Annotated in this window: 22 protein-coding genes and 1 pseudogene; 6 read left to right on the top strand and 17 right to left on the bottom strand. The window is 69.9% G+C overall.

The annotated features are described in order from the left end of the window. The 4 genes from ABGB11_RS14160 to ABGB11_RS14145 form a co-directional block, all read right to left on the bottom strand. On the bottom strand, positions 1 to 969 hold the full coding sequence (locus tag ABGB11_RS14160) for a zinc-binding dehydrogenase (RefSeq protein WP_347632669.1): 969 nt from the start codon (positions 967 to 969) through the stop codon (positions 1 to 3). 75 nt (positions 970 to 1,044) lie between these two features. After that, positions 1,045 to 1,797: an amino acid ABC transporter ATP-binding protein gene (locus tag ABGB11_RS14155; protein ID WP_347632898.1), complete on the bottom strand. Its 753-nt coding sequence runs from the start codon at positions 1,795 to 1,797 to the stop codon at positions 1,045 to 1,047. Between the two features lie 80 nt (positions 1,798 to 1,877). Continuing rightward, positions 1,878 to 2,789 carry an amino acid ABC transporter permease gene (locus tag ABGB11_RS14150; RefSeq protein ID WP_347632667.1) on the bottom strand — a complete coding sequence of 304 codons (912 nt, stop codon included), beginning with the start codon at positions 2,787 to 2,789 and terminating at the stop codon, positions 1,878 to 1,880. A gap of 4 nt (positions 2,790 to 2,793) precedes the next feature. Next, the gene (locus ABGB11_RS14145) at positions 2,794 to 3,702 is read right to left on the bottom strand and encodes an ABC transporter substrate-binding protein (protein ID WP_347632665.1); all 909 of its coding nucleotides are present in this window, start codon (positions 3,700 to 3,702) and stop codon (positions 2,794 to 2,796) included. Positions 3,703 to 4,061: 359 nt separating this feature from the next. Here ABGB11_RS14145 and ABGB11_RS14140 point away from each other — a divergent pair, with 359 nt between their 5' ends. The 3 genes from ABGB11_RS14140 (at position 4,062) to ABGB11_RS14130 (ending at position 7,000) form a co-directional block, all read left to right on the top strand. After that, positions 4,062 to 5,252: an NADP-dependent malic enzyme gene (locus ABGB11_RS14140; protein WP_347632663.1), complete on the top strand. Its 1,191-nt coding sequence runs from the start codon at positions 4,062 to 4,064 to the stop codon at positions 5,250 to 5,252. Between the two features lie 343 nt (positions 5,253 to 5,595). After that, positions 5,596 to 6,366 carry a methyltransferase domain-containing protein gene (locus ABGB11_RS14135; protein ID WP_347632661.1) on the top strand — a complete coding sequence of 257 codons (771 nt, stop codon included), beginning with the start codon at positions 5,596 to 5,598 and terminating at the stop codon, positions 6,364 to 6,366. A gap of 109 nt (positions 6,367 to 6,475) precedes the next feature. Beyond that, entirely contained in the window at positions 6,476 to 7,000 is a 525-nt protein-coding gene (locus ABGB11_RS14130) for a GNAT family protein (protein ID WP_347632659.1), read from the top strand. 95 nt (positions 7,001 to 7,095) lie between these two features. Here ABGB11_RS14130 and ABGB11_RS14125 read toward each other — a convergent pair. The 4 genes and pseudogenes from ABGB11_RS14125 to ABGB11_RS14110 all read right to left on the bottom strand — a co-directional run. Beyond that, positions 7,096 to 7,633: pseudogene (locus tag ABGB11_RS14125) on the bottom strand (response regulator transcription factor); the annotation flags it as partial. Further along, the gene (locus tag ABGB11_RS14120; RefSeq protein WP_347632657.1) at positions 7,630 to 7,902 is read right to left on the bottom strand and encodes an ATP-binding protein; all 273 of its coding nucleotides are present in this window, start codon (positions 7,900 to 7,902) and stop codon (positions 7,630 to 7,632) included. The gene ABGB11_RS14120 and the pseudogene ABGB11_RS14125, both read right to left, overlap by 4 nt. 95 nt (positions 7,903 to 7,997) lie before the next feature. Continuing rightward, complete coding sequence (locus ABGB11_RS14115; RefSeq protein WP_347632655.1) at positions 7,998 to 8,375, bottom strand: hypothetical protein; 378 nt, start codon at positions 8,373 to 8,375, stop codon at positions 7,998 to 8,000. 256 nt (positions 8,376 to 8,631) lie between these two features. Further along, positions 8,632 to 9,021, bottom strand: coding sequence for an ATP-binding protein (locus ABGB11_RS14110; RefSeq protein ID WP_347632654.1), 390 nt, complete (start codon positions 9,019 to 9,021; stop codon positions 8,632 to 8,634). Between the two features lie 120 nt (positions 9,022 to 9,141). On the opposite strand from ABGB11_RS14110, the gene ABGB11_RS14105 reads away from it, so the two are divergent. Next, on the top strand, positions 9,142 to 9,999 hold the full coding sequence (locus ABGB11_RS14105; protein WP_347632652.1) for a Scr1 family TA system antitoxin-like transcriptional regulator: 858 nt from the start codon (positions 9,142 to 9,144) through the stop codon (positions 9,997 to 9,999). Positions 10,000 to 10,003: 4 nt separating this feature from the next. Further along, positions 10,004 to 10,123: a DUF397 domain-containing protein gene (locus ABGB11_RS14100; protein ID WP_347632650.1), complete on the top strand. Its 120-nt coding sequence runs from the start codon at positions 10,004 to 10,006 to the stop codon at positions 10,121 to 10,123. Between the two features lie 9 nt (positions 10,124 to 10,132). Here the strand turns inward: ABGB11_RS14100 and ABGB11_RS14095 are convergent, their stop codons facing one another. Beyond that, a complete protein-coding gene (locus ABGB11_RS14095; protein WP_347632648.1) occupies positions 10,133 to 10,912 on the bottom strand; it encodes an alpha/beta hydrolase in 780 nt (259 codons plus the stop codon). Further along, positions 10,909 to 11,307, bottom strand: a complete 399-nt coding sequence (gene sodX / locus ABGB11_RS14090) for a nickel-type superoxide dismutase maturation protease (RefSeq protein ID WP_347632646.1) — start codon at positions 11,305 to 11,307, stop codon at positions 10,909 to 10,911. Before sodX ends, ABGB11_RS14095 begins: the two co-directional genes overlap by 4 nt. Positions 11,308 to 11,493: 186 nt before the next feature. Here sodX and sodN point away from each other — a divergent pair, with 186 nt between their 5' ends. After that, positions 11,494 to 11,895: a superoxide dismutase, Ni gene (gene sodN, locus ABGB11_RS14085; protein ID WP_347632644.1), complete on the top strand. Its 402-nt coding sequence runs from the start codon at positions 11,494 to 11,496 to the stop codon at positions 11,893 to 11,895. Positions 11,896 to 11,948: 53 nt separating this feature from the next. Here sodN and ABGB11_RS14080 read toward each other — a convergent pair whose 3' ends face one another. The 7 genes from ABGB11_RS14080 to ABGB11_RS14050 form a co-directional block, all read right to left on the bottom strand. Further along, the gene (locus ABGB11_RS14080; RefSeq protein WP_347632642.1) at positions 11,949 to 12,419 is read right to left on the bottom strand and encodes a GNAT family N-acetyltransferase; all 471 of its coding nucleotides are present in this window, start codon (positions 12,417 to 12,419) and stop codon (positions 11,949 to 11,951) included. Between the two features lie 10 nt (positions 12,420 to 12,429). Continuing rightward, positions 12,430 to 13,665: an enolase C-terminal domain-like protein gene (locus ABGB11_RS14075; RefSeq protein WP_347632640.1), complete on the bottom strand. Its 1,236-nt coding sequence runs from the start codon at positions 13,663 to 13,665 to the stop codon at positions 12,430 to 12,432. 17 nt (positions 13,666 to 13,682) lie between these two features. After that, a complete protein-coding gene (locus ABGB11_RS14070) occupies positions 13,683 to 16,757 on the bottom strand; it encodes a glycoside hydrolase family 38 C-terminal domain-containing protein (protein WP_347632638.1) in 3,075 nt (1,024 codons plus the stop codon). Positions 16,758 to 16,787: 30 nt separating this feature from the next. Then, positions 16,788 to 17,615 carry a carbohydrate ABC transporter permease gene (locus ABGB11_RS14065; protein WP_347632636.1) on the bottom strand — a complete coding sequence of 276 codons (828 nt, stop codon included), beginning with the start codon at positions 17,613 to 17,615 and terminating at the stop codon, positions 16,788 to 16,790. After that, positions 17,612 to 18,535: a sugar ABC transporter permease gene (locus tag ABGB11_RS14060; protein ID WP_347632634.1), complete on the bottom strand. Its 924-nt coding sequence runs from the start codon at positions 18,533 to 18,535 to the stop codon at positions 17,612 to 17,614. The genes ABGB11_RS14065 and ABGB11_RS14060 overlap by 4 nt, the downstream gene beginning before the upstream one ends. Positions 18,536 to 18,584: 49 nt before the next feature. Then, positions 18,585 to 19,856 carry an extracellular solute-binding protein gene (locus ABGB11_RS14055; RefSeq protein ID WP_347632632.1) on the bottom strand — a complete coding sequence of 424 codons (1,272 nt, stop codon included), beginning with the start codon at positions 19,854 to 19,856 and terminating at the stop codon, positions 18,585 to 18,587. A gap of 142 nt (positions 19,857 to 19,998) precedes the next feature. Next, positions 19,999 to 20,727, bottom strand: a complete 729-nt coding sequence (locus tag ABGB11_RS14050; RefSeq protein WP_347632630.1) for an FCD domain-containing protein — start codon at positions 20,725 to 20,727, stop codon at positions 19,999 to 20,001. Between the last annotated feature and the right edge of the window lie 16 nt (positions 20,728 to 20,743).

Raw genomic sequence — 20,743 nt, 5'->3', positions numbered from 1 at the left:
TCACGGTGTGAAGATGATCTTGCCGAAGAGATCACCGTCCGCCATCGCGGCGAAGCCCTCGCGGGCCCGGTCCAGCGGGAGCGTCCGGTCGATCAGCGGGCGGGTGCCCGTCTTGACCAGGAACCGCGCGAGCCGCTCCAGCTGGTCGCGGGTCCCCATGGTCGACCCGATCACCTGCAGCTGCAGGAAGAACACCCGGTTCAGCTCCGCCGGCGGGACCTGGCCGCTGGTGGCGCCGGACACCACGATCCGCCCGCCGGGCCGCAGCGACTTCAGCGAGTGCGACCAGGTCGCCTGGCCGACGGTCTCGATCACGGCGTCCACCCGCTCGGGGAGCCGGGCGCCCGGCTCGAACGCGGCGTCCGCGCCGAGTTCCTGCGCGCGCTTGCGCTTGGACTCGCTGCGGCTGGTGGCGTAGACGCGGAAGCCGGCGGCGGACGCCAGCGAGATCGCGGCGGTCGCGACCCCGCCGCCCGCGCCCTGCACGAGGACGGACGCGCCGGGCTCCAGCCCCGCCTTGTCGAACAGCATCCGGTAGGCGGTGAGCCACGCGGTCGGCAGGCAGGCCGCCTCCGCGAACGACAGCCCGGCCGGCTTCGGGACGAGGTTGCGGCGCGGCACCGCGACCTTCTCCGCCATCGTGCCCGGGTGGACCTCCGACAGCAGCGACCGCTTCGGGTCGAGGGTCTCGTCGCCGCCGCCTCGGACCGGGTCGCCGATGACCGCGTGGACGACGACCTCGTTGCCGTCCTCGTCCACCCCGGCCGCGTCGCAGCCGAGGATCATCGGGAGCCGGTCCGCGGGCAGGCCGACGCCCTTCAGGGACCACAGGTCATGGTGGTTGAGCGCGGTGGCCTTCACCGTGACGGTCGTCCAGCCGTCCGGTACCTCGGGGTCGGGCCGCTCCCCCAGCGTGAGCCCGTCCAGCGGATTGTCTGCGTCGATCTGTGTGGCCGTGACAGCGAACATGAACGCACACTAGCCGCCGGGACGATGCGCAAACGGCCCGCCCCCGGGCGAAGGGGCGGGCAGTGCGCGCCAGGGTCAGAGGACCTTGGACAGGAAGTCCTGCGTCCGCTGGTGCTGCGGGTTAGTCAGCACCTCCCGCGGCGTGCCCTCCTCGACGACGACACCGCCGTCCATGAAGACCAGCGAGTCGCCGACCTCGCGGGCGAAGCCCATCTCGTGGGTGACCACGACCATGGTCATGCCGTCGAGGGCGAGCTGCTTCATGACCTCCAGGACCTCGCCGACGAGCTCGGGGTCGAGCGCGGACGTCGGCTCGTCGAACAGCATCAGCGCGGGCTCCATGGCGAGCGCCCGCGCGATCGCCACCCGCTGCTGCTGCCCGCCGGACAGCTGGGCCGGGTAGCTCTGCACCTTGTCGCCGAGGCCGACCCGGGACAGCAGCGCGCCGGCCCGCTCCCGGACCTCCGACTTCGGCTGCCTCTTGACCCGGACGGGCGCCTCCATGACGTTCTCCAGCGCCGTCATGTGCGGGAACAGGTTGAACCGCTGGAACACCATGCCGATCTCGCGGCGCTGGGCGGCGACCTCCCGGTCGCGCAGTTCGTACAGCTTGCCGCCCGACTCCCGGTAGCCGACCAGGTGGCCGTTCACCCACAGCCGGCCCGCGTTGATCTTCTCCAGGTGGTTGATGCAGCGCAGGAACGTCGACTTCCCGGACCCGGACGGCCCGACGACGCACATCACCTCGCCCGGCTTGACCTCCAGGTTGATGCCCTTCAGCACCTCCAGGCGCCCGAAGGACTTGTGCACCTCCTCGGCCTTGACCATCAGGCCGCCGCTCTCGGACGCGGGCGGGGGCGCCCCGGGGTCCTTGGAGAGGGAGTCGCTCACGATGTCCTCACCTCCGCTCACGGTGCACCGCCTCCGGCGCGGAAGCGGAGCCGCTGCCTGGCCTCCGCCCCCTTGCTCGTGCCCTTGCTGTAGTGCCGCTCCAGGTAGTACTGCCCGATCATCATCACCGAGGAGATGAGCAGGTACCACAGGCAGGCCATCACCAGCATCGGAATGATCTTGTAGGTGGTGGCGTAGATGGTCTGGGCGGTGAAGGTCAGCTCGGAGTACGGCACGGCCGCGACCAGCGAGGTGTTCTTCAGCATCGAGATCGACTCGTTGCCGGTCGGCGGGACGATCACGCGCATCGCCTGCGGCAGCACGATCCGCCGCATGGTCTGCATCCGGGACATGCCGAGGGCGCTCGCGGCCTCCTGCTGCCCCTCGTCCACCGACAGGATCCCGGCCCGGACGATCTCCGCCATGTAGGCGGCCTCGTTCAGGATCAGGCCCAGCGAGGCCGCGATCGCGGCGTTGACCAGCTCCTGCGTCTTCCACGTCTCGAACTCGGGCCCGAACGGGATACCGATCCCGACGGTCGGGAACAGCGTGCCGATCGCGCCCCAGATGAGCAGCTGGGTGTACAGCGGGGTGCCGCGGAAGAACCACAGGTAGACCCAGGCCGCCCCGCTCAGCAGCGGGTTGGCCGACAGCCGCATCAGCGCCAGCACGATGCCGAGCACGATCCCGCCGACCATCGCGGCCAGGGTGAGCCAGACGGTGTTGCGGACGCCCTTGAGCACCGGGTCGGAGTACAGGTACTTCCATTGCTCCGACCATTCGAGCGCATCGCTGGTCAGCAGGAAGTTGATGAACATCGCGACCAGCACGAGGATGACGGCCGCGCCCAGCCAGCGGCCCGGGTGCCGGACGGGGACGGCCTTGATCGCTTCAGGCCGCCCCTTCTCGGCGTCGTTGTCGACCGTCATGCGATCAGCTCTGCGCGGCGTTGATCGCCGGCTCGGTGATCGCGCCGGTCTCCACCCCAGCGTCGGTGAGGATCTTCTTGTAGGTGCCGTCGGCGATCAGGGCCTTCAGCGCGCCCTGGATGGCCTCCTTGAACTGGCCGGAGTTCTTGCCGATCGCGTACCCGTACGGCGCGGTGTCGTACACCTGGCCGAGGATCTGCAGCTTCCCGCCGGTCTTCTTCACCGCGTCGCCGACGATCGGGGAGTCGGCGGCCATCCCGTCCACCTTGCCCGCGACGAGGTCGTTGTTGACCTCGGTCTGCTGCTTGCGGACGACGGGGGTGATGGCCGGCTTGCCCGCGTCGGTGCACTTCTTGCTGCGCGCCTTGAGGTCGTCGACCTGCACGGTGCCCTGCTGGACGCCGATGCTCTTCCCGCACGCGTCGTCGGGGTTGACGCCCTTCGGGTTGCCCTTGAGCGCGGCCCAGGACGTCCCGGCGGAGTAGTAGGTGACGAAGTCGACGGCGCCCTCGCGCTCCTTGGTGTCGGTGAAGGAGGAGACACCGGCCTCGTACTTGCCGGACTGGACGCCCGGGATGATCGTGTCGAAGCCCGCGTTGCTGTACTGGGTCTTCAGGCCGAGCTTGGCCGCGACGGCGTCGAACAGCTCGATGTCCCAGCCGACGATCTTCTGGGACGCCGGGTCGACCGACTCGTTGGGCGGATAGGACGCGTCCGAGCCGACGGTGATCTTGCCATCGCTCTTGATCGCGGCCGGGACCATGGCCGCGAGCTTGCTGTCCACGCTGGTGTTCGAGGCCCCGGAGTCGCTGGAGTCGCCCGAGTCATCGCCACAGGCGGACAGGGCGAGGGCGCCCGTCAGGACGAGCGCGCCCGCCGCGACGGCGTGACGGCGCAGAGAACCGGTGATCACGGGTCCCCCTTCGATGGTTGCGTCGGATCCGCGGAGATCCGAAGGTCAGGTGCACATTTTGGCGCACAAGGGCCCTGATCTGGATAAAGGGTCCGAAACAATCACGCAACGAGGAAGCTCCGAATCGGTACGAACCTGGCGTCCAGCACCAACACGGAGCAATCGGTTGACCACGTGTGGGCACGGTCACGTGATGGTCACCACCACCCCGGCCTCAGGGGCGTCCGGACGCCGTGTGGCACAATCGGACAACGGGTGACCCCCGTGCGTCGCCAGATGACCACCCAGGTGACGGCCACCACACCAAAACCACCGCGGCGGCATCGCAAGAAAGCCAACTTTCACTGACAGGGGTCGCTGTGGCTGCTGAGCCCATTCCCACCGAACCACTCTCACTGGACGAGGATCCGGCCTTTCCGCTGCACCGCGGCGGCAAGCTGGAAATGCGGTCGACCATCCCCGTCCGCAACAAGGACGACCTTTCGCTGGCCTACACCCCGGGCGTCGCCCGCGTGTGCACCGCGATCGCCGACAACCCCGACCTGGCCTACGACTACACCTGGACGTCCAAGGTCGTCGCCGTCGTCACCGACGGCACCGCCGTGCTCGGCCTCGGCGACATCGGCCCGGCCGCGTCCATGCCGGTCATGGAGGGCAAGTCCCTCCTGTTCAAGGAGTTCGCCGACGTCGACTCCGTGCCGATCGCGCTGAACTGCACGGACGTCGACGAGATCGTCGACACGGTGAGCCGGATGGCGCCGAGCTTCGGCGGCATCAACCTGGAGGACATCAGCGCCCCCCGCTGCTTCGAGATCGAGGACCGGCTGCGGGCCGCGCTCGACATCCCGGTCTTCCACGACGACCAGCACGGCACCGCGATCGTCGTGCTCGCCGCGCTCACCAACGCCGCCCGGCACGTCGGCAAGCCCCTGTCGGAGCTGCGCGCGGTCGTGGCGGGCGCGGGCGCGTCCGGCATCGCCGTCTCGCGGATGCTGATCGAGGGCGGCATCGGCGACATCGCCCTGTCCGACAGCAAGGGCCTGATCTACGAGGGCCGCGACGGCCTGAACCCGATCAAGGAGCGCATCGCCGCGATCACCAACCGGTCGCACCTCAAGGGCTCCACCGAGGAGGCGCTGCGCGGCGCCGACGTCTTCGTCGGCCTGTCCGGCAGCACCGTCCGCGAGTCGTGCGTCGCCACGATGTCGGACAACGCGATCGTCTTCGCCCTCTCCAACCCGACCCCCGAGGTCCACCCGGAGATCGCCCGCCGGCACGCCAAGGTCGTCGCGACCGGCCGCAGCGACTTCCCCAACCAGATCAACAACGTGCTGGCGTTCCCCGGCATCTTCCGCGGCGCGCTGGACGTCCGGGCCCACTCCATCACCGAGGGCATGAAGCTGGCGGCGGCGAACGCCCTCGCCGGCATCGTCGGCGACGACCTGACCGCCGACTACGTCATCCCCGGCCCCTTCGACGACCGCGTCGCCCCGGCCGTCTCCACGGCCGTCGCCGACCAGGCCCGCAAGGAAGGCGTCGCCCGCATCTGACCCACGAGCGGCCCGTGCTCCGCAACGAGCACGGGCCGCCGGGCCGTCCGACGGTGAAGAGCCGCCGCCCCCCTCCAGCCTCCGTGTCGCGTCGATTCATGGGATTCAGTGCGAGACCAAGGCTCGGGCCGCTTACCAGGCCCGCCCCATACCGTCGCATGACCCGTCTGCAACGACCTCACCGATAAACACACTCCGTTGACCATGCGGTGCTTACCGTTATCTCGACTGACGAATCGGTGAGGTGATTTATGGGTAAGCACGGCAAACCGGTCCAGTGCACGGGCTGCAACGGATCAGGGAAGCAAGACCAGTGGGACGACGGGAAGAAAAAAGAGGTGACGTGTCCCCTCTGCAACGGTTCGGGGCAGGCGTGAACAGGGCCGACTTCATCCCCGAGCGGATCTGGATACGACCGGAAGGAGAGCAGCTACGGCCGCTCGACCGTGCGGACGATCCGGAGTTGTGGGCGGAGCACGTTGCCGCTGAGGAGTCGGTGGTCACCCAGGTCAGCAAGGACGCGAACGGCATGCTCTGGCCGACCTCCTCGTCCTCGGCCCTCCACACCATGCGGCAGATGGTCGATGCGGCAGCGCTGGAGCCGGACCTGAACGTGCTGGAGATCGGCACCGGCACCGGCTACAACGCGGCGCTCATGGCCGACCTCGGCGTCCGCGTCACCACGATGGAGATCGACCCGGAACTGGCCGCCGCCGCATCGGCCGCACTGGAGCGGACGGGCTTCGCCGACCGGGTCACTGTCATCACCCGTGACGGCGAGCGGGGCGCATCCGAGCGAGCACCCTTCGACCGCGTGATCGTTACAGCAGCGGCTCGCACGATCCCGTACACGTGGGTCGAGCAGACTCGCGATGGTGGCCGTCTCGTGGTCCCCTACTCGGGCCCCGAATGCGCGGGGGCGCTCCTCGTGCTCGATGTCGCGGGAAGGACGGCGACCGGACGCGCGGTAGGCGACGCGTTCTTCATGCCGCTGCGGGGTCAGAAGCAGCCGCAATCGGTACTCCGGGCAGAGCGCGCACCCGACGCACGTCGCAGGCTCCGCATCACCGTCACCAAGACCGGCCAGAACGTCGCCTTGGTCCCCACCACGTAAGAAGGCCGTGGCCGCCCAGGCCCGCGCGGGAGGCGTCGCCCGCATCTGACCCACCCCGCGGCCCGTGCTCCGGGGGGAGCACGGGCCGGCGAGTGGCACCCTGCGGGGCATGGAACTGAGAACCCCGCGCCTGCTGCTACGCGAGTTCCGCCCCGGTGACCACGCGGCCGTCCACGCCTTTGCCGCCGACACCGAGGTGACGCGCTACACCGATTGGGGCCCCAACAGCACGCAGGACACCACCACGTTCCTGACCGAGGTCGTCCAGGACTCCAACGCCCTCCCCCGCCACCGGTTCGGGCTGGCCTTGGTCGAGCAGGAGCACGGCACGCTCATCGGATCATTCGAACTCCAGGTCACCAGTACTTCCCATCGACGTGGAGAGCTGGGCTACGTCCTGCACCGCCAGTGGTGGGGACGCGGGTATGCCGGCGAAGCCGCCGCCGCCCTGCTCGGTTTCGGATTCGACGACCTGGGCCTGCACAAGATCTCGGCCGCCTGCGACCCCGCCAACGCCGCGTCGGTCCGCGTCCTGACCAAGATCGGCATGCGGCGCGAGGGCCACTTGCGCGACCACCTTCTTCTGCGGGGCCGATGGCACGACCGCCTGCTCTACGCGGCCCTGTCCCGATGACCACGCACCCACCGTTCTCCGGCGGGATCATCGCGGGCCCATGGGGCGTCATGACGGGTCGACGAGGTGGTTCTCCCACGCCCAGGTGACGATTGGCTAAGCGAGATGAACAGCTCCGCGGCGATCTCCTGGTTGGTGCGGCCACGCGCCAGGGCGCGGACGACCTGGAGTACGCGGTCCGACAGGGGCGGGCGGCGGTGCCGAGGCGGCCGTCAGGTGCCGCAGCAGCCGGACGGTGACGGAAGGCGAGACCAGCGCCTCGCCGTTGTGGGCGGCACGGACCGCCTCGACGAGCAGGGCGGGCCCGGCGTCCTTGAGGACGAAGCCTACCGCCCCGCCGCGCAGCGCGCCGTACACGTACTCGTCCAGGTCGAAGGTGGTGACCACGACGACCCGCATCGGGTCGGGCACCCGCGGTCCGGCCAGCGCGCGGGTCACGTCGATGCCGTCGAGCCGGGGCATCCTGATGTCCACCAGGCACACGTCCGGGCGCAACCGCCGCGCCAGGGCGACCGCGTCGGCCCCGTCGGACGCCTCGCCGACGACGCTGATGTCGGGCTGGTCCTCCAGGATCAGCCGCAGCCCGCGGCGCACCATCGCCTGGTCGTCGGCGAGCAGGACCGAGATGGTCATCGGGGCTCCCCGGTAGGGACGGGCAGGGTCGCCAGCACGGACCAGCCGGCGCCGGGCCGTGGCCCGGCCCGCAGCGTGCCGCCGAGCGCCTCGACGCGTTCGCGCATGCCGATCAGGCCGTACCCGCCGCGCTGAGGATGCCGGGACCGGGTCGCCGGGGCGTCGTCGGCGATCTCGACGGTGACGCATTGCTCCCCCTGCCCGACGGTGACCGTGACGGACCGGGCCGTGGGGGCGTGCCGCAGGACGTTCGTCAGGGCCTCCTGCATGCGCTCTCAGCCGATGTCTCGGTGGCGCTCGGCGTCCGCCCGGGGCTCCAGAGGCCACCCCGATACGTGCGAGGTGCAGCCACCGTCGACCTGGTCTAATCGACTCCAAGGCACAGACTGGCGTTCTCGTTCTTGTTTCGTATCTGACCCGTCATCTTATCGCCGACCTCTTCGCCGTTGTCGACAAAGAGCAAATCGAAGCGGAAGCAATGCCCCTCCGCCAGATTGTATGGCTGCCCAGCGGCGGCCCCCTTTGTCACACATTTCCCCGAGCCTTTGGTATTGGTTATCGTGTACTCGCGAACATCCGGGTCTTTGGTCACGTTCGTGACCCGCGCTCTGACTCCGCGACCGTCGGCGAGCCCATCACAGAGCGTCACCTTGTCTCCGACCGGCCGGAACTGAAGTTCCGCCCAGCAGTCGCGGGGCAGTCCCGGCATGCACATCAGCCAGAGGCCGTCGGACTTCTTCACCGGGTCCTGCTGAACCGAGGACCGTGTGTCCGCGTGTGCGGAGGCGGACACGAGCGACAGTGCAAGGGCCGGCGCCAGGACGGCTGGCAGCCATGAATTCCTCAACATCCCTCTCCCTCCGCGGGAGACGGTCTGTCTGCCCGCTTGGCGGTTCGGCGCGGGGGCCTGGCCCCGCGTGGCACTGATACAGGTCCAAGCATGACGAGAGAAAACCGCATGGCGGGTTTCCTCTCTGTTTCCCCGCTGCTTCGGGCCATCAGGCGAGTTTTGCCCACACGGCCTTGCCTCCCTCGTTCAGGGGGCGGACGCCCCACGCTCTGACCAACTCGGCCATGAGCATCAGGCCGCGGCCGGTCGTCGCCGCGTGGTTCTCCGGCGGGATCAGCGGGCGCCCGTCCCCGGCGTCCCACACCTCCACGATCGGGTGCCCGTCGCGCTCGTCGCGGAACAGCCGCACGATGATCGGCCCCTCCCCGTGCTTGAAGCTGTTCGTGACCAGCTCGCAGACCACGAGCCGCGCGACGTAGTCGTCATCGATCCCCCACTCGGCGAACCGCTCGGCGAGAAACCGCCGCGCCAGCCAAGGCGCACGGTCAGTCGGATCGAGGACGAGCGTGGGGACCTCGGGGGCCATGGCAGTAAGCATCGGTACAACCTTCGGCATCGCGACCTGTGTGTGAACCACGACACAGAGTCACGCCACGACGCTAGATTTGGGCATGTACAGAACGCATCCGCGACAACACGGAACGCGAGGTCACCCCCCATGACCACGAACGCCTCGCCGAATCCCAAGACCGGACTCTGGGCCTTCACCGCCTACTACCTGCGCTTCTGCCGCAATCAACGTGGCCTGTCGGGCGAAGCCGTGGGACGCCTCATCAATGCCAGCAAGGCGACCGTTTCACGCATCGAGAACGGCGTGGACCGCCTGGACGGAACCCGCGCCGCCCTCCTGGACAAGGCCTGGGAGACCGGCGGCCTCTTCACCCTCCTGGTCTGGTACGCCAGCATCGGCCACGACCCCCAATGGCTCGCGCAACTCAAGACCTTCGAGCAGCGGGCTCGGCTCATTCGGGTCTTCGAGCCGCTCCTGATCTCCGGCCTCCTCCAGACCGAGGAGTACGCCCGGGCTCTCCTGACCGGGGGCGGGGTCTCCGACCCCGAACGAGATGTCGCCGAACGGATGGAACGACAGGGTGTTCTCGACCGAGCTTTCGTCAAGGTGCTATTAAGCGAGACCGCCTTGCGGTGGCCGGTGGGAAGCCCAGAGATCATGCGAGAACAACTCGCTCACCTCCTGAACCTGGCCGAACAGCCAAACCTAATCCTGCACGTCATCCCACAGACTTTCGAGACCGGCGCGTATCCAGGGCTGGACGGCGGCCTGAAGCTCGTCACGGGGGATGATTTTGGAGAAGTGGCCTACACCGAGTCACTTGGTGGCGGGCGCCTTATATCGTCACCAGTGGAGGTCGCGGAGTGCGCGATCTTGTTCGCACGGATCAGCGCGAAGGCTCTCCCCGAGCAACGGTCCAAGAAACTGATCAAGCAGGCGATGGAGGCGTTCAGTGACGACGACGTGGCGCAAGAGCAGTCACAGCGGCACCCAGTCCGGGACTGACTGCGTGGAGGTCGGCCGCCTCCCCCGGGCGATCGCCTTCCGAGACTCCAAGGACCCCGACGGCCCCAAGCTGGCCGTCAGCCGTGACGCCTTCGCCGCGCTGGTCGCGGACCTGAAGCGCTGACGCTCGCGGTCACCCCCAGAGGTCTCGCAGTGCGGCGTTGACCGTGGCGGGGTGCTGGGTGTGCGGGTAGTAGCCGGGGACGCGGAGCGGGCGGGCCCCGGTGGCGGCTGCCACGGCCTCGGCGCAGGCGATCAGAGGCTCGCCCGCGTACGTGCGGTAGGGCTCCGGCGCGACCTCCCAGGTGCCGCAGATCACCAGCGTCGGCCACGGGGCGTCCCGCAGCGGCTCCAGGGGCACCTCCGCCTCCCAGACCGGGCGCTCGCGCATCGAGGTCGCCACGGCGCGCAGGCGCATCGGCGTGGGGGCGGGCATCTCCATGCCCAGGCCTTCCGTGGACGCGCGCAGGTACTGCTCGGGAGTGACCGACTCCGGCAGGCTCGGGGCGTCCTGGATCCTGCTCAGCATGGCATCCACCACCGGGTGGCCCGCCGCCGCTGAGAACGCGGAGGGCTGGATCAGCGCCAGGGAACGCACCAGGTCCGGGCGGCGAGCGGCGGCGAGCATGGCCGCCAGGCCGCCGTTGCCGTGGCCGACCAGGTGCGCGGGGCCGTCCTGCCGGGCCAGCAACTCCACCAGGTCGCCGGCGTCGGACTCGAAGTCGCTGCGGTCGGTGTCCGGGCTCCGGCCGTAGCCGCGCCGGTCCACCAGCAGCAGGCGATGGCGGTCCGCCAGGGGTCTCTGGGCGGCGAAGCCGTACGCGTCGTCGTCGCCCCAGGTGAAGATGTTGTGGACGAAGACCGCGGGAACCCCGCCGGTCTCGTCCCACTCCGTCACGTGGATGGCTGTCATCTGCTCTTCGAGGGGGATACGGGTGGGAAGGGCCAGTAGCGGAGGAGAACGCAGCCCTTGATCAGGGTTTCGGGGACGGGGCCGAAGTCCCAGCTGTCGCGGCGGCCTCGGGCGCGCTGGTTGTCGCTTTCCAGCCACCAGCCGTCGCCGGAGCGGTGCGTGACGCGTTTGACGATCAGCAGGTCGCGGCGCTCCGGGTGCTCGGCGACCACGACGGCGCCGGGGGCGGGGCGGGCGCCGGTGTGGACGATGAGCCAGTCCCCCGGGCGCAGGCCCGGGAGCATCGAGTCTCCGGTGACCTCCACGGTCCGCAGCCTCCGGGCCGCGGCCAGCGCGCACACGGCCGCGCTGGCGAGGACCCAGAGCACGGGGTGGCGGGGGGTCCGGATCCGCATGATCCTCCTTGCTGGCCCGCATACTTCGGCGGGCGGCGGTCACAACCAGTGCTGGAAGGGTTCCGGGCCGCCTGCCGGTCCGGGTCTTAGGCCGAAATACCGAGTGCCCTGGCCGGACGGGCCCAGGGGCACAAGAGTAATGTCGGTGACCTGAGCATGATCCGCAACGAGGGAAGGGATTCGCAGGTGTTGCTCAAGCTTCTGCGCCCGAGGACGACGGTCTCCGCGCACTGCGACCTGCCGTGTGGTGTCTACGACCCGGCGCAGGCCCGGATCGAGGCCGAGTCGGTCAAGGCGATCGCCGAGAAGTACGCGGCCAACGAGGACCCCGAGTTCCGCGCCCGGGCGATCCTGATCAAGGAGCAGCGCTCGGAGCTGGTCAAGCACCACCTGTGGGTGCTGTGGACCGACTACTTCAAGCCGCCGCACTTCGAGAAGTACCCCCAGCTCCACCAGCTGTTCAACGAGGCGACCAAGCTCGCGGGCGCCTCCGGCACCAAGGGCAGCATGGACGTCAAGGTGGCCGACGAGCTGCTGGGCAAGATCTCCGAAATCGACAAGATCTTCTGGGAGACCAAGCAGGGCTGACCTGCACTGGTGACCGCGAGGGTCGTCCGGTTCCGGGCGGCCCTCGCGGCATGTCAGGAGCGGGCGGCCTTGGTCAGGGCTTCGCCGGTCAGGCGGTAGACCGTCCACTCGCCCTGGGGGCGGGCGCCCAGGGACTCGTAGAAGCCGATGGCCGGTTCGTTCCAGTTGAGGACGGCCCATTCGACGCGTTCGTAGCCCCGGTCGTCGGCGATGCGGGTCAGCTCGGTGAGGAGTGCCTTGCCGTAGCCGTGACCGCGGACGTCCGGGTCGACGAAGAGGTCCTCCAGGTAGATGCCGTGGGTGCCGTTCCACGTGGAGAACGTGAGGAACCACACGGCGAACCCGACGACCCGTCCTTCGTGCTCGGCGACGTGGGCGAAGACCTTGGGATCGGGGCCGAAGAGGCGCTCGCGCAGCTGGTCCTCGGTGGCCTTGACCTCGTGCAGGGCGCGCTCGTAGTCGGCCAGCTCCCGGATCAGCCGCAGGATGGCCGGGACGTCGTCGGAGGTCGCGTAGCGGATCACAGCAGGCAGGCTAATCGAGCGGCGCCAGTGCCGCGTCCGGATCGGCCCACCGGTCGTTGGGGACGAGCGGGTACCAGCCCGGCCTGCCCGGGTCCCGGTCGTAGTCGTAGCCGCCCAGCTCCTTGTACAGCTCGGCGTACTCGGCGAGCTTGTCACGATCCAACCGGACGCCGAGGCCGGGGCCGGACGGCACCGCGATCCTGCCGTCGGCGTACCGCATCAGGCCGCCCTCGATCACGTCGTCGGCGAGGTGGTGGTAGTGCGCGTCGGCGGCGTAGGTGAGGTTGGGCAGGACGGCGCCGAGGTGCAGCATGGTGGCGAGCTGGATGCCGAGCTCGCCGGACGAGTGGACGGCGACGCCGATCTGGAACGTCTCGCACACGCCGGCGGCCTTCACGCACGGCCGGATGCCGCCCCAGAACGTGGTGTCGAGCAGGACGACGTCCGCGCTGCGGCGCAGCACGTTGGCGGCGAGCTGCTCGAAGTTGACGACGACGGTGTTGGTGGCGAGGGGGATGTTCACGCGTTCGCGGACGAGCCGGAGCCCCTCCAGGCCGAGGACGGGGTCTTCGAGGTAGTCGTTGGGGAGGTCTTCGATCGCCTTCCCGAAGCGGAGGCCCTCCTCCAGTGACAGCACGGAGTTCGGGTCGTAGCGGAACCGGTCGTCGGGGAACGCCGCGGCCAGTGCCTTGTAGCACTCCAGCTCGTGGCCGGGAGGGAAGACGCCTCCCTTGAGCTTGTGGACGGAGAAGCCGTGCGCGTCCTTGAGCACGCGGGCGTGCTCGACGAGCTGCTCGGGGGTGCGGACCTCCGTCGATCCGCCGGCGCCCGGGTAGCGGTAGAAGAGGTAGGACGCGAACGGGACCGAGTCGCGGATGCGGCCGCCGAGCAGGTCGTGCACCGGGACGCCGAGGTGCTGCCCGACGAGGTCGAGGCAGGCGAACTCGATGGCGGCGAGCATCTGGGTGCGGTTGTTGTAGAGGCTCGCCGTCGGGTTGGCGATCTTGAAGCGGAGGGTCTCCAGCGCGAACGGGTCGTGCCCCTCCAGGTGGGGGGCGAGGGCCTCGAACGCCGCCTCGGCGCTCTGCCCGCCGCCGCCCATCTCGCCGAGCCCGACGAGGCCGTTGTCGGCCTCGACCTCCACGATCGTCCGGACGAAGCGGCCCCAGTGGGCGCCGTTGCTGTGCAGGAGCGGCGCCTCCAGCGGCACGGTGACCGTGGTGGCGCGAATGCCTGTGATCTTCATGTGTCCCCGATCCGTGGTCAACGCCGAACCGTGACGGTGGCGACGCCGCACGCGGGCAGCCGCACCGTCATCGTGCCGTCCCGGACGGGCAGGTCCGCCGGGTCGCGTTCCAGCCCGCCGCTCAGCCGGGCGCTCGTCACGCCGGGCATGTGCAGGTCCGTCTCGACCGCGCCGGACGCGAGCGACTGGAGCCGGACGGCCAGGCCGTCGCCGTCGCGGGCGCGGCCGACGGAGGTGACGAGGACGTCCGGGTCGTCCACGCGCAGGAAGGTCCCGGACGCGGCGGAGGGTGCGGGGCCGGTGGCGAGGGTGGCGACGAAGGGGTCGGTGAGGCCGGCGGCGGTGCGGGCGCCGAGCCGGCGGCCGGACCCGGTCGCCGCCGAGGCGAACGCGTACCGGAAGGTGGTCTCGCCTTGCTGCTGGGACGGGAAGTTGGTGTCCCAGATGTTGTTCAGGGCCCAGGAGTAGACCGTGCCGTCCTCGTTGTCGAGCGTCGGCGGGAACGGCGCGTAGGGCATGTGGATGGAGCCGAACTGGACGAGCGGCGCCTCCAGCGTCGCCCACGCGACGGTGAGGTCGGGGTCCTCGAACGCGACCCAGTGCCGGATGGGCCGCATGTGCTCGGCCGATCCCGGCACGCTCGGGACGGCGGTGCCGCCGACGCCGCCGGTGAGCTCCCAGGCGGCGGGCGGCCCGTCCACGGCGAACGGGAACGCGAAGAACACCGCCTCCTTGGCCGCGGTCGGCTGCTTGCCGAGCTGGTAGCGGACGTCGACGCGCGGCACGCCCGCGTACAGGTCGATCGTGGTGCGCAGCCAGTCGACGCCCTTGCCGTGCAGTTCGACGACGAGGCGTTCACCGGCCGGGGTGCGCTCGCACCTGGTGACCGTCGCGTGGGTGGCGATGGCCCGGTCGCCGAGCATCGTCTTGTCGTGGACGAGCATGTGCCCGGACATGTGGTTGAAGTGCGGCGCGGTCGCGTACCGGTCGTAGACGTACTGGCCGAACCCGGCGGCGGCGTCGGCGTTCACGAGTTCGCGGCCGGTGGTCTTGTCGAAGACCGAGCCGATGTGGCCTTCCTTGAGGTCGTAGGTCACGCGGTAGAACTCGTTCTCGACCGTCCCCTCGGTGCCGAGGTCGACGGGCTCGGGCGCCCCCTCCTCCGCCCGGACGACGTCGACGCGGACGTGCCCGTGGCCGGGGACGTCCGGCAGCACGGCCTCCAGGTGGCGGCCGATGGGACGGGTCGGCCACTCGTCGGGGTCGACCTCCTCCTCGCGGTGCGGGACGGGCTCGCCGGTGCGGGCGTCCACGAGCGCGATCGGGACGTCCACGGCGACGACGTCGCGGGGCAGGAACGCGCGGGCGGCGTCGGTGCGGGCGGCCGTGCCCGGGTTGACGACGAGGAAGGAGGCGAGCGCGTCCGGTGCCGCCCCGAAGGTGGCGCCGAGGCGCCGGGCACCGGCCTGGAGCAGGTCGAGCGCGTCGTCGTGGGCCTGGTAGCCGACCTGGGACTTGCGGGTCCACTGGAGGCCGCCCGAGTCGGTGCCCTCCTCGGCGTCCTCCCACGGGTTGGCGGCGCCCCAGGTGTGCTCGTCGAACAGGGCGGCGAGGTCGTAGGCGGCGTCCACAGCCTTGGACGCGCCGGTCCGGTCGCCGCTGCGCTCGTCGGCGAGGGCGTGGAGGGTCTCGGCGGACCGCAGGATGTTCTGAGCCCGCCGGACGTAGCCGAGCGGGCGGGCGCCGGAGCCGAGGCCGTCGGCCCACCAGTCGGTCCAGTCGCCCTCGTGGACCTGGAGCCGGTCGCCGTGGTGCTCCTCGACGTACTCGAAGAAGTCGGCGTTGGCCGCCATCCGCAACCGCGGGTAGGCCCAGGTCGCGTTCCACCGGTGCGCGATGTCGGCGGGGACGATGGACGGCCCGGCGTTGTCGGCGTGGGCGCCCTGCACGCGCAGGTGGACGGCGTCCAGGAAGTCGGGGTCCTTGGCGGCGCCGACCTGGCCGGGCGCGGCGTACCACCCGAAGGTGCCGGGCCCGTAGGGGTAGGGGCGGTCGGCGAGGGAGCCGAGGTAGCGGGGCAGGAGGTCCTCGGCGAGGTCGTAATCGTCGACGAGGCCGACGGTGTTGCCCTCCATGTAGGCCATGCCGTGCGGGGTGTCGGTGAACCAGACCAGCAGCTCGCCGCCGCCCGGGGACCGCCAGCGGAAGGGCCGGGCGAGCCGGTCGCCGCCCGTGATGTACGGGACGGACCGTCCCGCCCAGTTGTGCGCGGCGGCGAGGTACCGGACGCCGGCCGCGTTGAGGGCGTCGACCGTCCCGGCGACCGCGCCGGGGATGTCGGTGTGCATGGCGGACCGGACCTCGATGCCGTATCTGTGCCGCAGGTCCTCGACGAAGCGGAGCTGCCGGTACAGCTCCTCCGTCGAGCACGCCTCCGTGTGCAGCTGCATCGGGAACGCGGTGACCTCGATGTTCCCGGCGCGGACCCGCTCGGTGAACTCGGCGACCTGGTCGTCGGGACGGGTCGCGAGCCAGCGCAATGCCGGCATCGACGACTCGACCGACCAGCGGAACCGCGCGTCGTCCGGCCGCCCGTCGGTCTCCCGCGCCAGCCGCAGCGCCGCGTCCAGGTAGTCGAGGTGGTGGCGCAGGACGGTGCCCTGCGTGTCGGTGTAGCCGATGTCGAGGTGCGAGTGGTGGACGACGAAGACGTTCCACTTGCGCTGGGGGGTGATGTCGAGCGGGGCGGCGCCGACGAGACCGTCCGCGTCCCGGACCTCCAGGGTGACGCGGCGGGGGCCGTCCACCTCGGGGACGAGCAGGGTGAGCGTCTCGCCCTTCCCCGTCGCGGACGCCAGCACGGCGTCCCCGTCCTTGAGGGCGACGTCCACCCGCCCGCCGCCGGACAGGGTCAGCCGGACGGCCTGCCGCAGCGCGCCGTCCCCGTCCCGCTTGAACAGCGGCAGCACGGCGGCGCGGACGGACAGCCCGCGCACGGCGAGCACCTCGGTGGACGTGTCCTGCCGCAGCGCGGCGCGGATCCCGTCATAGTCGGGCGAACCGAGGCTCGCCTGAAGCAGACGACTCGTCATTTCTAATGGGTGTTCTTTCTGTGGGGAGCGTCAGAATTGGGCGAGCGTGAGGCCGCGGGTGAACAGGCGTTGGGTGGCGAGGAACAGGACGACGGTCGGGAGCGAGACGACCAGGCCGGCCGCCAGGGCGATCGGGACGGGCGTTCCGGCGTAGACGTCGGTGGTCAGCGCGGACAGCTCGGCCCACACCGGCCGGACGGTCTCCGACTGCGAGAGCGTCAGGCCGAACAGCAGGTCGTTCCAGACGAAGGTGAACTCCAGGATGAACACGGCGGCGAGGGCCGCCGACGACAGCGGCAGGTAGATCCGCCAGAAGATCCGGAACGTGGACGCGCCGTCCAGCCGCGCCGCCTCGAAGATCGACACGGCGACGTTGCCGAAGAAGTTGCGCATCACGAGCGCGGCCAGCGGCACGTTGATCGCCGAGTAGATGACGATCAGCCCGAGCTGGTTGTCGTAGAGCGACACCTTGCTGTAGCCGACGAACAGCGGGACGAGCAACATCTGGAACGGCACGACGGTCCCGGCGAAGATCACGATGAACCAGGCGAAGCCGTGCTTGAGGCGCAGAACCACGATCGCGTACCCGGCGAGCGCGCCCATGAGGACGGCGAGCGCGGGCGAGACGACGCTGTAGAGCAGGGTGCTCAGCAGCGTGTCGCCGACGGCCGTCCGGTCCCACGCCTCGGCGATGTTGCCGAACAGGCCGATCGAGGACGGCGGCTTCACCGCGTCCGAGGGGTCGTAGTCCCCGGCCGGGCGCAGCGCGTTCGCGATGATCAGGTACGTGGGGAACAGCCACACCACCCCGAGCACCACCAGCACGAGCCGTCGAACGTTGAGCATCAGCCGGTTCATCGGGCTTCCTCCCTACCGACCTGCCGCCTCAGGTACACGTAGGAGGCCAGGCCGGTGATGGTGGTGAGCAGCACCGCGACCGCCGAGCCGTAGCCGTACTCGTTGGCGACGAAGACGTCCCGGTACATGGTCACCGCGAGGGTCTCGGACGACCGGCCGGGCCCGCCCTGCGTCATCACCCACACGATGTCGAAGTTCTTCAGCCCGGCGACGAGCGCGAGGCCGAGCACGACCGTGGTGATCGGGCGCATCAGCGGCCAGATGACGTGCCGGAACATCGCCCATCCGGACGCGCCGTCGATGCGGGCGGCCTCGATCGGGCCTCGCGGGATCGACTGCAGGCCGACGACGAACAGCAGCATGTTGACGCCGAGCTGCTGCCACGCCCACACGACGATCATCGCGATGGTGTTGCGCGGGCCGTCCTGGAGGAACGCGGTGTCGCCGCCGGGCATCCCGAAGAACGTGAGGATCTGGTTCGCCATCCCGTCCGGCTGCAGGATGAAGCCCCAGATCACGCCGAGGCCGGCGCCCGACATCGCGTACGGCAGCAGGAACGGCAGCCGGAACCACCCGCCGCCCTTGAGGTCGTAGGACAGGACGGCGACGAGCAATCCGAGCCCCACCGGCAGGACGACGGTGCCGACGACCCACAGCAGCGTGTTGCGGATCGATGTGACGAGCGCGTCGTCCTCGATCAGGCGCCGGTAGTTGTCCAGCCCCGTGAAGTCGGGGGACGCGAGCCCGTCGTAGCTGGTGAAGCTCAGGTACGCCGTCCACAGGAACGGCAGGTAGAGCAGGACGGCGACGAACAGCACCGCCGGCGAGACGTAGACGTGCCGGAACCGGCCGTGCAGGGCGAACGCCTTCCCGGGCCGGTCGCCGCGCCCGCCGCGGCGACCGGTTCCCGAGGTCTTCACCAGCGTCAGCCTCGGACGTTCGGCAGTGGCCTTGTGCGACATGAAAGGGTCAGCTTCCGGCCTTGTGGTTCTTCCAGTAGTCCTCGTTGGCCTTCTGGATGGTCTTGAGGACGTCCATGTAGGTCTCCGGCTTGTTGAGGAACTTGTCGAACCCGCTGAGCGCCTCGGTGAGGACGGGCGCGGGGGCGGCCTCGAAGTAGCGCAGGACGAGCCGGTTCCCGGTCGACGCGGCCTCCTTGGTGACCTTGTCCAGCTCGGGGTCGGCGACCTTCACCTTCGGGTTGCCGGACACGTCGCCGCGGGCGTTCGCCCACTTCTCCTGCGCGGCGGGAGTGATCCACCACTTGAGGTACTTGGTGCTGGCGTCCCGGTCGGGCGCCTTGCGCAGCGAGCACAGCGGGCCGCTCTCGAACACCAGCGACCGCTTCGGCAGGGCCGGGTTCACGTTCGGGATGAAGAAGAAGCCGTAGTCCTCGCCCTGCTTGAGACCGCGCTGGGTCATGCTCGTGTTGAACCACGTCCCGTTGATGACCATGGCGGCCTTGCCCGACTTGAAGTGGTCGGCGGGGTCGGCCTTGTCGCCCGGCTCGGTGAAGTAGCCGGCGTCGATCATCGACTTCCAGCGCTCCATGACCTTCACGACGCCGGGGTCGGTGTAGGACGCCTGGCCCTTCGACAGCCGCTCGTACAGGTCGGGGTCGGTGCCGGCGAGGATCTGCTCGAACCAGGCGAAGGAGAACAGCGACGTCGGCGTCGTCTGGTTGAAGGGCACCTGGCCCTTCGACTTCAGCGTCTGCGCGGTCTTCTCCAGCTCCGCCCACGTGGTCGGCGGCTTCAGGTCGTACTTGGCGAAGATCTTCTTGTTGTAGAACATCCCCCAGTACGCGGTGTTCAGCGGGACGCAGTACTGCTTGCCGCCGACCGTGTAGTAGGTCTTGAGGTCCTCGGTGAGGTCGCCGCTCTTGATGGCGTCCTGCCAGATCGCGGTGGTCTCGGCGACCTGGTTCTGCTTGACGATCTCCTCAAGGCGCCCGCCGGTCGTCCAGGTGAACAGGTCGGGCTTGACCTTGGTGCGGAACGAGGTCTTGATGAACGCCGTGTAGGTCGGCTCGTCGGTGTAGCCGACGGGCGTCATGCCGAGCCCGGTCTGCTGCTTGCCGAGGGCGGCCATCTGCTCGAAGAAGGGCTTCCAGGCGCCCTTGTCGTTGTACAGCTTGAGCTCGGACTTGCTCCCGCCGGAGTCGCCGGACCCGCAGCCGGCGGCGAGCAGCAGCGCGCTCACGGTGAGCGCGGTCGCCCGCAGTCGCGTGGACGGCACCATGGTGGCCTCCTTCATCGGGCGTCGGTGCCCGATCGGGGTGTCGAAGGATGTCGGGGGATGTCGAAGGGTCAGGAATCGGCTGGGTCGGGGAAGGGTGAACCGGCCGCACGGCGTGCGCGCCGTGCGGCGGGGGCGGCCCGGGTCAGGTGAGCCGCTGTTCGATCACGTGTTTGATGTCGGCGAGGTGCGTCCGCATGAGGGACTCGGCCTCCTGCTCGGCGCCCGCCTCGATGGCGGCGAGGATCGCGGTGTGCTCCTCGAAGTCGCGGACGCGGTCGTCGAAGATCCGCTGTATCTCGCGCTGCTCGGACGCGTGCACGGTCAGCAGCGAGTCGATGACCTCGCAGAGCACGGAGTTGCCCGCGACCCCGGCGACTTCGCGGTGGAAGGTCATGTTGGTCTTGTGCAGGCGCGCCTCGGCGTCGCGCGCCTGAGAGGGCGGAGGCGCCCCCTGCGCATCGCCGAGCTCCGCGCCCGCCCGGTCGAGGATGCCGCGGAGCAGGTCGATGTCCGCGGGGCCGGACTGCCGGGCGGCGCGGCCCGCCAGCGGCGGCTCGATGAGCAGCCGGGCGTCCAGGAGCTGGAGCAGCCGGTCGGCCTCCAGCTCCCCGACGTTGGGGTTGGGGATCACCACCCGTTCGAGGTCGGCGCCCACGTAGATCCCGGAGCCGTGCCGGAGCTGGATCGCCCCGGTCGCCTCCAGCCGGCGCAGCGCCTCGCGCAGCGTCGGGGTGGTCACCGCGAAGCGCTGCGACAGCTCGCGCGCCGACGGCAGCCGGTCGCCGGGGCGCAGGCCGTCCGACCTGATCAGCTCCAGCATCCGCTCCGTGAGCGCGTCCGCAAGGCTCGGCCGGGCCACATCCTGGGACATCGACACCTCGTTCCAC

This window comes from Actinomadura sp. B10D3 (assembly GCF_039871695.1).
Classification (GTDB): Bacteria; Actinomycetota; Actinomycetes; order Streptosporangiales; family Streptosporangiaceae; genus Spirillospora; species Spirillospora madurae.
Note: the sequence above shows the minus strand (reverse complement) of the source record. Positions and strands in the feature narration are given on the sequence as shown.

Bases quoted from the DNA above. Each gene is read 5' to 3' on its own strand.
- ABGB11_RS14160 (WP_347632669.1), bottom strand. From the start codon at position 969: ATGTTCGCTGTCACGGCCACACAGATCGACGCAGACAATCCGCTGGAC.
- ABGB11_RS14155 (WP_347632898.1), bottom strand. From the start codon at position 1,797: ATGGTCAAGGCCGAGGAGGTGCACAAGTCCTTCGGGCGCCTGGAGGTG.
- ABGB11_RS14150 (WP_347632667.1), bottom strand. From the start codon at position 2,789: ATGACGGTCGACAACGACGCCGAGAAGGGGCGGCCTGAAGCGATCAAG.
- ABGB11_RS14130 (WP_347632659.1), top strand. From the start codon at position 6,476: ATGGAACTGAGAACCCCGCGCCTGCTGCTACGCGAGTTCCGCCCCGGT.
- ABGB11_RS14120 (WP_347632657.1), bottom strand. From the start codon at position 7,902: ATGCAGGAGGCCCTGACGAACGTCCTGCGGCACGCCCCCACGGCCCGG.
- ABGB11_RS14110 (WP_347632654.1), bottom strand. From the start codon at position 9,021: ATGCTTACTGCCATGGCCCCCGAGGTCCCCACGCTCGTCCTCGATCCG.
- ABGB11_RS14105 (WP_347632652.1), top strand. From the start codon at position 9,142: ATGACCACGAACGCCTCGCCGAATCCCAAGACCGGACTCTGGGCCTTC.
- ABGB11_RS14095 (WP_347632648.1), bottom strand. From the start codon at position 10,912: ATGACAGCCATCCACGTGACGGAGTGGGACGAGACCGGCGGGGTTCCC.
- sodX (WP_347632646.1), bottom strand. From the start codon at position 11,307: ATGCGGATCCGGACCCCCCGCCACCCCGTGCTCTGGGTCCTCGCCAGC.
- ABGB11_RS14075 (WP_347632640.1), bottom strand. From the start codon at position 13,665: ATGAAGATCACAGGCATTCGCGCCACCACGGTCACCGTGCCGCTGGAG.
- ABGB11_RS14070 (WP_347632638.1), bottom strand. From the start codon at position 16,757: ATGACGAGTCGTCTGCTTCAGGCGAGCCTCGGTTCGCCCGACTATGAC.
- ABGB11_RS14065 (WP_347632636.1), bottom strand. From the start codon at position 17,615: ATGAACCGGCTGATGCTCAACGTTCGACGGCTCGTGCTGGTGGTGCTC.
- ABGB11_RS14055 (WP_347632632.1), bottom strand. From the start codon at position 19,856: ATGGTGCCGTCCACGCGACTGCGGGCGACCGCGCTCACCGTGAGCGCG.
- ABGB11_RS14050 (WP_347632630.1), bottom strand. From the start codon at position 20,727: ATGTCCCAGGATGTGGCCCGGCCGAGCCTTGCGGACGCGCTCACGGAG.